The organism is Segeticoccus rhizosphaerae (assembly GCF_009192725.1).
In the GTDB taxonomy this organism is placed as follows: domain Bacteria; phylum Actinomycetota; class Actinomycetes; order Actinomycetales; family Dermatophilaceae; genus Segeticoccus; species Segeticoccus rhizosphaerae.
Window position 1 is genome coordinate 1 of the sequence record NZ_VOHR01000125.1, and the last position, 10,170, is coordinate 10,170.

Sequence of the window (10,170 nt, forward strand, 5' to 3'; positions counted from 1 at the left end):
CGACGCGGAGCAGGTCGGCCCCACCGGCGCCGGTCCCGGCCCAGTCGCGCAGCAGGTCGGTCAGCCCGTGCCGCCCGGCCACGTCGATCACCACGAAGAGCACGCAGACCCCGACCACCGTGGCCCAGGGCACCGAGATCCGCCGCAGGAGTGTCCGATCCCGCCAGGTGGCCAGCAGGAGCAGCAGCACCGCCGCCGCCCCGGCCGGGACGGCGGGGACGATGCCCGTCGCGAAGACCGGGCCGAGCGCGAGACAGACCGCAGCGGCTCCCAGCAGGAGCACCCGGTCGTGGGGCTCCGCAGGTGGCTCGACGGCATACTGCCCGCGCAGGTGGCTGCGGTGCAGCGTTGCCAGGACGACCACGGTGGCGGCGATCGCGGCCAGCGCCGGGCGCCACATCAAGGAGACGTATGCCGCGAAGTCCACTCCCAACGCGTGGAACTGGTGCAATGCCAACAGGTTCGTGAGGTTGGACACCGGCAGCAGGAGCGAGGCGGTGTTGGCCAACCAGACGGTGGCCATGACGAACGGCGCGGCGGACATTCCCACCTGGCGGGCCAGCGTGATGACCACCGGCGTGAGCAGCACCGCCGTCGTGTCGAGACTGAGCACCATGGTGCTCACGCAGGCCAGTGCCACCACGAGGGCCCACAGGCGCCAGCGACGGTGACGTCCTGCTCGGGCCGCCCAGTGCGCGGCCACGTCGAAAACCCCCGCCTCGTCGGAGATCTCGGCGACGATGGTGACCGCGACGAGGAACGCGAGGACCGGGCCGACGCGCTCGGCCAGCAGAGCGGCGTCCATCGGCCTGCTGGCTCAGGCCGCGGTGGCGTCGAGGATCCAGGGCCGCCCCGGGCGCGGAGAAGGCGTGAGGAGTGTCGTGAACGCGGGGGAGAGGAGGCGCTCAAGAGCCTCCGGGTTGCGAGCCGGTTGGCCGACCTGGCAGAGGTGCCGGGCGACCAGGCCCCGGGTGTGCTTGGCCATGTGGGTGGCCCCGGGCACCCTGATCTGGACCCACCGCTGCGCGAGGCCGTCGTGCGGAGTCCAGGCCGCGGCATACGTGCTCGAACGGCAGTCGACGATGACGCCGCTGCCGGCCGCCGCCGGCAGCACCTCGGCGAGCGGTTCCCGCCAGACCGAGGCGAGGGGACCCAGGTCGCCGAGGTTGACGGCCATCGACAGGCGGTAGGGCGGCACCGGGTCGGTGAGCCGCAGGACGCCGAAGAGTGCGGACGCGACGAGCAGCCACCGGTTCGCGCGTCGCTTGGCCGCGGTGTCGAGACTCGTGTGGTCGAGGGCGTCGTAGAGCACGCCGGTGTAGAGGCGGCTCGCCGGGAGCGCCGGCGCCTCGTGCAGCTCGAGGTTGTGGTCGATCTCGTCGCGCAGGTTGGCGCTGACCCCGAGGAGGGCGGGAGCGTCCGCCCGGCGGCTGACCTGCTCGAGCGCATCCATGACCTGCTCCCGGACCGGTGTGAGCTCGGGAAAACTGAGCTTCTTCAGGTCCACCGGGTTGCCCCGTCGACGGCCCGTCTTCGACTCCGAGGGCGGCAGGAGGATCAGCACGTCCAGACTGTATGCCGCGTCCGGGCAGGGCGCTCCTCTAGGGTTGCCCCATGGCGAGTCGACGCATCCAGGTGCACAGCGACCCACGCGACGACAAGGGGGTTGACGCCGGAGAGCTCGATGCGGCGTTCGCTGCCGTGCGGGCGGAGCTCAAGGTGCCGGACGAGTTCCCGCCCGAGGTGCTCGCCGAGGCCGAGCGGGTGGCGAGCGCACCGGACCTGCCGGATCGTGACGAGACCGGACTGGCGTTCTTCACCGTCGACCCGCCCGGTTCGAAGGATCTCGACCAGGCGATGCACCTGGAGCGCACGGGCGATGGCTACCGCGTGCGCTACGCCATCGCTGATGTGCCGGCCTTCGTCACCCCCGGGGGTGCGATCGACGAGGAGGCCAGGCGCCGCGGGCAGACGATCTACAGCCCGGACCAGCGCAATCCCCTGCACCCCGCGTCGCTCAGCGAGGGGGCCGCCAGCCTGCTGCCCGGGCAGGTGCGTCCTGCCTACCTCTGGGACCTCACGCTCGACGCCGACGGAGAGGTGACCGCGGCCGAGGTCTACCGCGCCATGGTGCGCAGTCGGGACCGCCTCGACTATGACCAGGTGCAGGAGGCGGTCGACGGGAGACGCGACGACGGGCGCCTGCTCCTGCTCAAGGAGGTGGGGGAACGCCGGATCGCCTTGGAACGCGGGCGCGGGGGGGCCAGCCTGCCGATGCCCGAGCAGGAGGTCACGCTGACCGACGGGGGGCGCTATGTGGTGGGCTTCCGGCCGCTGGCGCCGGCCGAGGACTGGAACGCGCAGATCTCGTTGATGACCGGGATCGCCGCGGCCGAGATGATGCTGCACGGGGAGGTGGGCATCCTGCGCACGATGCCGGCTGCCGACCGCGACACGATCGCCCGATTCCGCCGCCAGGCGCGGGCCCTCGGGGTGGAGTGGCCGGCCGAGATGCTCTACGGCGAGTTCCTGCGCTCACTGGACCGCTCCAACGGCAAGCACCTGGCCCTCATCCACGACGCCACGACGCTCTTCCGGGGTGCCGGTTACACCCCGTTCGACGGCGCTGTCCCGGAGCAGACCGAGCATGCCGCGGTGGCCGCGCCCTATGCCCACGTCACTGCGCCGCTGCGCCGGCTGGTGGACCGGTTCGGCCTGGTGGTCTGCGAGGCCCTGTGCACCGACTCCACGGTGCCCGAGTGGGCGGTCCAGGCCCTGCCGACCCTGCCCGAGATCATGCAGGCAACCGACCAGCTCGCCAACGCCGTGGACCGCGCCTGCACCGACACGGTCGAGGCGGCGGCGCTCAAGGACCGGGTGGGTGAGGAGTTCGACGCAGTGGTGGTCGACCAGCGCGGAGAGGGCGAGTCACTGGTCCAGGTCACCGATCCCGCGATCCTCGCGAAGTGCGACGGCGAGGCCCAGCTGGGCGCGGCCGTCCGCGTCAGGCTCGTGGAGGCAGAGGTCGCGGACCACTCGGTCCGCTTCGCGGTGACCGGTGGGGCGGCGGGGTCGGCAAACGGTGGCCAGGTCCTCCCGGCACCGGCCGCTGCGCCGGGAGGACACGACGGAGCGTGAGGACATGACGACCGGCTCGCGCGAGCTCCCCGCGGTCGTGGCGAGCGATCTGGACGGCACGCTGCTGCGGAGCGACGGCTCCGTCTCCCGCCGCACCAAGGAGGTGCTGCGTCGCGTGGAGGCAGCCGGCGTCGAGATCGTCCTGGTCACGGCGCGGCCCCCTCGTTGGCTGGACCACCTGCGCGACATCGCCGGAGCGCACGGCGTCATCCTCTGCTCGAACGGCGCCTTCGTGTATGACGTGGGCGCGGGTCGCGTGACGGCCGAACACTGCCTCACGGTGGAGACGATCCTGGAGCTCGCGGCGGACCTGAGGACGGCCTTGCCGGGCATCGGGTTCGCCGTCGAGCGCAGCACCGGGTTTGCCCACGAGCCGGGCTACCTCGTCGGCGGCACGGAGCCGCGTGGCGTCACGGTGGTGGAGGCTCCCCAGGACGCTGCGGCTCTGGAGTCTCTCCTCGACCCCCTTCCGGGGAAGCTGCTGGCCAAGTGCCCGGGCGTCGCCGACGAGCACTTCCACCAGACCGTCCGTGCCGTCGTGGGGGAGCGGGCGGTGCTGGCGTTCTCGGGTGCCCACGGTCTGGCCGAGATCAGCGCGGCCGGCGTCACCAAGGCTGCTGCACTGGCCGACTGGTGCGCTGCGCTGGACGTCGGCCCAGACCGGGTCTGGGCATTCGGTGACATGCCCAACGACGTGCCGATGCTGACGTGGGCGGGCACGTCCTTTGCTGTCGCCGGTGGGCATCCCGAGGCCCTCGCCGCGGCGACGTCGGTGTGTCCCTCGAACGACGCCGACGGGGTGGCCCAGGTCCTCGAGGCGGCGCTGCTGCGGTAGGAGCCGCCCCATGCCTTCCCCCTCCGGGCGTCCTCCAGCGTTGCGGCGGGCGAGAGCGGCTCTCGACGACCCCTTCTTGCCGCAGCGACCTTCGGCGAATGGCCTATGCTTGGGCGCGGATGAGTCGGTCAGACGGTCGCGTCGGTGTCCACGTCAGTGGCGCCGCCGAGGAACGTCCGGGCTCCGTAGGACACGGTGGTGGCTAACGGCCACCCGGGGTGACCCGCGGGACAGTGCCACAGAGAGCAGACCGCCACGGTGGACCACCCCGCTCCGGCGGGGCAGGCACCGGGGTAAGGGTGAAACGGTGGTGTAAGAGACCACCAGCGCCCCAGGTGACTGGGGCGGCTTGGTAAACCCCACCGGGAGCAAGGTCAGACAGCACGCGTTCGAGGGCGGTCCGTCCGAGCGTGCGGGTAGACCGCTGGAGGTGTCCGGCAACGGGCACCCGAGATAGATGACCGTCACCCGGCCGCCGGCAACGGCGACCGGGCACAGGACCCGGCGTACAGACCGACTCATCCGCCAACAGTCGGAGCGATGGTGCGCCGTTGTTCAGCGTCGTCAGGATGCTGCGGTGTTCGACAGCCGCCCCGCTTGACGATTCCTTGACGAAACGGGTCCTTCGCCATCAACCACGCCTCCTTGACAGCGGTCTACGCTCTGGGGCCATGGCCACCACACGAACCGGTCCGTCGCCGGTGCTCCTGCGCTTGTTCTCCACCGCCACCATCGCCCTGGCCGTGGTGGTCGCCCTCTGCGTGAGCGCCCCACCTGCGACCGCTTCGCCGGCGGCCGCGCCCACGGTGGTCCAGGCCGTCCAGACCTCCACCCGCTGGATCTCTGTCGACCGCGCCGTGTCTCGCACGGGACCGGGGACCCAGTACGCCGCGGTCGGCCGGTACTGGAAGGGCACGCAGGTCACCGGCACGTTCACCGGCTCGGGCTGGCTGAAGCTGGCCAACGGGCGCTACGTCTCGGGTGATTCGTTGACGAGCGTCACTCCCGGCATCCTGACCCGCTACGTCGCCACCGCGACGGCCAACTACCGGACCGGACCCACGACGAACTACACGGTGGTGGGCACCTACCGCAAGGGCACGAAGCTGACGGGCACCCCGTCGGCATACGGCTGGCTCAGGCTGGGCAACGGTGGCTACATCTCGTGGGCCGTCCTGCGCACCACCCCGCCGCCCCCGCCGACCACCCGTTGGGTCAAGGCGTCGTGGGCCAACTACCGCACCGGCGCCGGCACCGGCTACCGCGTGGTCGGTCGTTACTGGCAGGGCACCCAGGTGGGTGGCCGCCTCACCTCGAACGGCTGGTTGAAGATGACCAACGGGCACTACATCTCGGGTGTGGTGCTCACCTCCAAGCGGCCGCCGACCGTGACGCGCTACGTGAAGTACGCCGTGGCCAACTACCGGTCGGGGCCAAGCACGCGGTATGCCGTGAAGGGCACCTACAGCCGGGGCACCAAGGTCACCGGCAGGATGAGCAGCAGTGGTTGGCTTCGTATCAACGCCAGCGGTTTCCACATCTCCGGCACGGTGCTGAGGTCGCAGCCCCTGAATACCACCACCGAGGTGAGCCAGCACGTGGCGGTGCGCTGGGGCGACGTCTACACCCGCCCCACCACGTCGTCCACCCGCATCGACTACGCGCCCAAGGGAGGCCTGGTCAAGGGCACCGTCTCGAACGGGTGGCTCCGCATCGGCCCGCACCGCTACATCCGGATGGCGCAGCTGACCACCAACACCTACGCCTACACCGGCAGCAACGGTCGGTTGAACCCGAACTCGTTGTGCCACCTGCCCATTCCCGGCAAGGAATACCGGTTCGTGAGGTGCGGGGGCGCCCGGTCGGGCATGCAGGCGATGAACGCCGCCTTCAAGGCCAGATTCGGTCACAACCTCGAGGTCGACGAGTGCTATCGCACCTACGCCACCCAGGTCTTCTACCGCCAGGAGAAGGGGACCAAGGCCGCAGTGCCCGGCTACTCCAACCACGGCCGGGCCATCGCCTGTGACGTCAGCGGCAACGCGGCGCGCTACGGCTACGGCACGCCGCGGGAGCAGTGGCTGGTCGCGAACGGGCCGAAGTATGGCTGGCAACGTCCCCACTTCATGGACCAGGGCGGCTCCAATCCCGAGTTCTGGCACTTCGAGTACGTCGGCTGACCGGCTTCGATCCGCAGGTCGCCTCCCGGTGCCCGCGGATGAGATCCGGCGGTAGTGGGTAGGACCACGGCATGGAGACTCCACGGAACCGGACCACGCAGGCCGACGTGCCCCTCGAGCTGCGGCCGGGCGTCCAGCCACCTGGGGATGCGCTGACGACCCGGCTGTGGCTGGCCCGTCTCTCACTCATGGTGTGCGTGGTGATGACCGTGGTGGTCTTCATCCTCGGCAACCACCCGTTCTGGCACGTTGCCTTCCCCGCGGGGATCCTGTGGAGCCTGGTCGCCTCGGCCTCCCTCACCCGGCGCAGGAAGGTCTGGGAGGACCTGATGGAGCGCCGGCACAGCGTCGTCAAGCAGCTGGAGCGCTGAGCTCCGCCCGGCGGCACTCACCAGGAGACCGGCTGGGGCCTGCCCTCCTCGTAGCCGGCGCTGCTCTGCACCCCGACCACCGCGCGCTCGTGGAACTGGCGGACGGAGGCAGCCCCGGCGTAGGTGCAGGAGCTGCGCACGCCGGAGACGATCGAGTCGATGAGGTCCTCGACGCCGGGGCGGGCGGGGTCGAGGTACATCCGGGAGGAGGAGATGCCCTCCTCGAACAGCGCCGAACGTGCCCGCTCGAACGCCGACGCGGTCCTGGTCCGGTTGCGCACGGCGCGGGCGGAGGCCATCCCGAAACTCTCCTTGTAGAGCCTCCCGTCGGCGTCCCGCATCAGGTCCCCCGGACTCTCGTGGGTCCCCGCGAACCACGAGCCGATCATCACGCTCGCCGCCCCGGCCGCGAGCGCCAGCGCGACGTCGCGTGGATACTTCACCCCGCCGTCGGCCCACACCGTCGCGCCCGACTCCCTTGCGGCAGCCGCACACTCGAGGACGGCCGAGAACTGCGGACGACCCACCCCGGTCATCATCCGCGTGGTGCACATGGCCCCCGGTCCGACGCCGACCTTGATGATGTCCGCGCCCGCATCGGCGAGCTCGGCGGCGCCCTCAGCCGACACGACGTTGCCGGCCGCGATGGGCAGGCGGATCCCCGTGGCCACCTCGTGCGCGTCCCGGGCGGCGACCACCAGCGGGAGCGCCTCGAACATCTTGTCCTGGTGCCCGTGTGCGGTGTCGACGACCAGCACGTCGGCGCCGGCGGCGATGATCTGCTCGGCCTTGGTCTTGACGTCACCGTTGATACCGATGGCGGCGCCGACCAGCAGCCGGCCCCCTGGATCGAGAGCGGGCTGGTAGATCGCCGAGCGCAGCACGCCGCGGCGGGTCAGCACGCCGAGCATCTGGTCGCCCTCGAGCACCGGCACGACGTCAAGGTGGTGCGTCGACAGGGTGTCGAACGCGCCATACAGGTCCTCGTCGCGGCCCACGGTCACGATCTCCCGTGTCATCACGTCACCGACCCGCGCGAACCGGTCGACGTCGAGACAGTCGCGCTCGGTGATGATGCCCACGGGGCGCCCCTCCTCGAGAACGACCGCGGCGCGGTGCGACCGCTTGCCGAGAAGGGCCAGCACCTCGGCCACCGGAGACTCCGGGTCGATGGTGATGGGGGTCTCGAAGACCGGGTGGCGGCTCTTGACGTAGTCGATCGCGGACTGCACGACCGGCGCCGGGATGTCCTGCGGCAGGATGGCGATCCCGCCTCGGCGCGCGACGGTCTCGGCCATGCGCCGACCGGAGATCGCGGTCATGTTGGAGACCACGAGCGGGATCGTCGTCCCCACGCCGTCCGGCGAGGCGAGGTCGACGTCCATCCGCGAGGCGATGCCCGAGCGCGAGGGGACCATGAACACGTCGGAGTAGGTCAGGTCGTAGCCGGGGCGCGCATCATTGAGGAACTTCACGGGCAGACATGCTACGTGCAGCAGCGTAGCTTGGCGCCATGCGACTGACCCATCTCGGCCACTCCTGCCTGCTCGTGGAGTCCGGTGACGACCGGGTGCTCCTCGACCCCGGCACCTTCTCCGACTTCGACGGAGTGACCCGGCTCGACGCCTTCTTCATCACCCATCAGCACGCCGACCACGTCGACGTCGCGAAGCTGCCCGGGCTCCTCGCCGCCAACCCCGGGTCCAGCGTGTATGCCGAGCCGCAAACCGTCCGTGCGTTGGCCGAACAGGGGATCACGGCCAACGAGACGGCCGCCGGGCGACACGTCGAGGTGGGCGGTCTGCGTGTGACGCCTGTGGGGGAGCTGCACGCGGTGATCCACGAGTTCCTGCCGCGGATCGGCAACCTCGGGCTCGTGATCAGCGAGCAGGAGGGACCGACGCTGTTCCACCCGGGCGACGCCCTCGACGCGGACCCCGGCGTACCGGTCGACCTGCTCGGTGTGCCGCTCAACGCGCCATGGTGCGCGGTGAAGGAGACGATCGCGTTCGTCCGGCGCGTGCAGCCGGCGGCCGTCATCCCGATCCACGACGCGCTGCTGACTGCGCCCGCGCGGGCGATGTATCTGAAACACGTCGCCGACTTCGGGCTGGAGGGCGGCGTGACGGTGCACGACCTTGCCACGGGAGACGCCACGGACTTCTGACGAGTCCCTCGCGGCGTCAGAAGCCGGTTTCGGTGGGCTCGGGGTAGTAGGTGCGGAACTTCTTGATCTGGTTGAGCTTCGCCGCGACCACGTAGGCCCTGCGCCTGACCCCCTCGATCCTGTTCTCCAAGGGGTGCGCGATACCGCGCTTGCCCAGCGCCGTGACCCGGGCCTTGAGCGCCGGGTCGGTGACGTACTTCAGCAGCAACCGCTGCGGGAGGATCGAGTACAGGATCTCCCGCTCGACCACGACCGGCTCCACCGGCCGGTCCTCGATGAAGTCGCCCACGACGAACTGTGCAACGTTCGCACCCGCCGCAGTGACGTAGTAGTTGTTGCGGCCGATTCTCGGGTTGACCTCGAGGAAGCGGAAGGTGCCGTCACGCGGGTCGACCTTGACGTCGAAGTTGGCGAACCCGACGTAACCGACCTCCTGCAGCAGCCGCTTGGCCTGCTCCATCGCCTCGGGCAGGGCGGTCGTGATCATCGCGGCCGGGTTGCCGAGGGCGAGTGGCGTGTGCTCCTCGAGGAGGACCTGCGCGGAGCACAGCAGGGTGACCTCGCCGCGCCGGTCGCAGTATGCCGTGATCGACCGCATCCACGTGTCGTCACCGGGGATGAGTTCCTGCACGACGAAGCGGCCGGCGAAGCCGGCCGCCGACAGACGCGCCCAGAGCGCGTCGAGCTCGGCCTGGTCGGAGATGAAGTAGATCTTCTTCTTGCCCTCGAAGGACATCCCCTCGTACTCCGAGCTGGCGGCCGCCTTGGCCACGACCGGGAACGGCAGGTCGATCGGTGAGGCCGACCAGCCCGGCGCGGCGGCGCCGGAGAAGTCCTGGATCACCGTCGTCGGGGTGTCGATGTCGAGCTTCGCGCAGAGCTCGGCGAAGTGGCCCTTGTCGGAGAGCTGGTCGAGCAGGGTCGCGTCGATGAACGGGATGACGTAGTACTGGCTGAGCTCCTCGCGGTGGTCCACCACGAACCGCACGAAACCGTCCGCGTTGCACATCAGCAGGGCCGGTACGTCCTGGCTCCGCTGCTGCCCGATCCGCAGCAGCTCGCGCAGGGTGTCGTCCAAGGTGGTGCCCTCGCCGAGCGCCACGTTCTCGATGATCTTCGAGTTGGCGATGGGGCCGGTGGCGAGCCGGGACACCACGGTGGAGATGACGCCATACCGCTCGTGGAACGCCCGCGCGAGCGCGTAGACGCCGATGTCGGCCCCGATCATCACGAGGTCGAACGGTGGCGTGGCGCGTGCAGCGGGAGTCGTCACGCGGCGCCCCCGCGAAGTATCGGAGCGAAGCGGAGAACTTCGTGGGGTGCTGTCATGAACCATCCATCCGTCGGGGACCTGCGCCCCGCAATGCTACGGCAGGCCCGGGCCCGGCCCGGTCCGGCACGCGCGCGGCCGTTACCGGCTCGCCTGCTCCGCAAGCCAGGCGGCGCCGATGATCCCGGCCGCGTTGGCCAGCTGGGCCG

General features: G+C 70.5%; 9 protein-coding genes and 1 other RNA gene. 6 read left to right on the forward strand and 4 right to left on the reverse strand.

Annotation, left to right across the window (positions count from 1 at the left end):
- Together FRW57_RS11450 and FRW57_RS11455 are read right to left on the reverse strand one after the other, a co-directional pair.
- Positions 1 to 805 (reverse strand): ArsB/NhaD family transporter (locus tag FRW57_RS11450; protein WP_152186032.1); only part of this gene is annotated, 805 nt, incomplete at its 3' end.
- A gap of 12 nt (positions 806 to 817) precedes the next feature.
- The gene (locus tag FRW57_RS11455; protein ID WP_137120948.1) at positions 818 to 1,564 is read right to left on the reverse strand and encodes a YaaA family protein; all 747 of its coding nucleotides are present in this window, start codon (positions 1,562 to 1,564) and stop codon (positions 818 to 820) included.
- 50 nt (positions 1,565 to 1,614) lie between these two features.
- On the opposite strand from FRW57_RS11455, the gene FRW57_RS11460 reads away from it, so the two are divergent.
- From FRW57_RS11460 to FRW57_RS11480, 5 genes are all read left to right on the forward strand, one after another.
- Positions 1,615 to 3,138, forward strand: a complete 1,524-nt coding sequence (locus FRW57_RS11460) for an RNB domain-containing ribonuclease (RefSeq protein WP_152186033.1) — start codon at positions 1,615 to 1,617, stop codon at positions 3,136 to 3,138.
- 4 nt (positions 3,139 to 3,142) lie between these two features.
- Entirely contained in the window at positions 3,143 to 3,973 is an 831-nt protein-coding gene (locus tag FRW57_RS11465; protein ID WP_137120950.1) for an HAD family hydrolase, read from the forward strand.
- Positions 3,974 to 4,093: 120 nt separating this feature from the next.
- Positions 4,094 to 4,498: RNase P RNA component class A (gene rnpB / locus FRW57_RS11470), an RNA gene on the forward strand.
- A gap of 146 nt (positions 4,499 to 4,644) precedes the next feature.
- Positions 4,645 to 6,153, forward strand: coding sequence for a D-alanyl-D-alanine carboxypeptidase family protein (locus FRW57_RS11475; protein ID WP_162308156.1), 1,509 nt, complete (start codon positions 4,645 to 4,647; stop codon positions 6,151 to 6,153).
- 71 nt (positions 6,154 to 6,224) lie between these two features.
- Positions 6,225 to 6,524, forward strand: a complete 300-nt coding sequence (locus FRW57_RS11480; protein ID WP_137120952.1) for a hypothetical protein — start codon at positions 6,225 to 6,227, stop codon at positions 6,522 to 6,524.
- Between the two features lie 17 nt (positions 6,525 to 6,541).
- Here FRW57_RS11480 and FRW57_RS11485 read toward each other — a convergent pair whose 3' ends face one another.
- Positions 6,542 to 7,999 carry a GuaB1 family IMP dehydrogenase-related protein gene (locus FRW57_RS11485; RefSeq protein ID WP_152186035.1) on the reverse strand — a complete coding sequence of 486 codons (1,458 nt, stop codon included), beginning with the start codon at positions 7,997 to 7,999 and terminating at the stop codon, positions 6,542 to 6,544.
- Positions 8,000 to 8,037: 38 nt separating this feature from the next.
- Between FRW57_RS11485 and FRW57_RS11490 the strand changes: the two genes are divergently transcribed.
- A complete protein-coding gene (locus FRW57_RS11490) occupies positions 8,038 to 8,691 on the forward strand; it encodes an MBL fold metallo-hydrolase (RefSeq protein WP_137120954.1) in 654 nt (217 codons plus the stop codon).
- A gap of 16 nt (positions 8,692 to 8,707) precedes the next feature.
- On the opposite strand, the gene FRW57_RS11495 is transcribed toward FRW57_RS11490, so the two are convergent.
- A complete protein-coding gene (locus tag FRW57_RS11495) occupies positions 8,708 to 9,964 on the reverse strand; it encodes a carboxylate--amine ligase (RefSeq protein ID WP_238384588.1) in 1,257 nt (418 codons plus the stop codon).
- Positions 9,965 to 10,170 lie beyond the last annotated feature (206 nt).

Excerpts from the sequence above, each read along its gene's own strand:
- FRW57_RS11460 (WP_152186033.1), top strand. The coding sequence starts at position 1,615 with ATGGCGAGTCGACGCATCCAGGTGCACAGCGACCCACGCGACGACAAG.
- FRW57_RS11465 (WP_137120950.1), top strand. The coding sequence starts at position 3,143 with ATGACGACCGGCTCGCGCGAGCTCCCCGCGGTCGTGGCGAGCGATCTG.
- FRW57_RS11475 (WP_162308156.1), top strand. The coding sequence starts at position 4,645 with ATGGCCACCACACGAACCGGTCCGTCGCCGGTGCTCCTGCGCTTGTTC.
- FRW57_RS11480 (WP_137120952.1), top strand. The coding sequence starts at position 6,225 with ATGGAGACTCCACGGAACCGGACCACGCAGGCCGACGTGCCCCTCGAG.
- FRW57_RS11490 (WP_137120954.1), top strand. The coding sequence starts at position 8,038 with ATGCGACTGACCCATCTCGGCCACTCCTGCCTGCTCGTGGAGTCCGGT.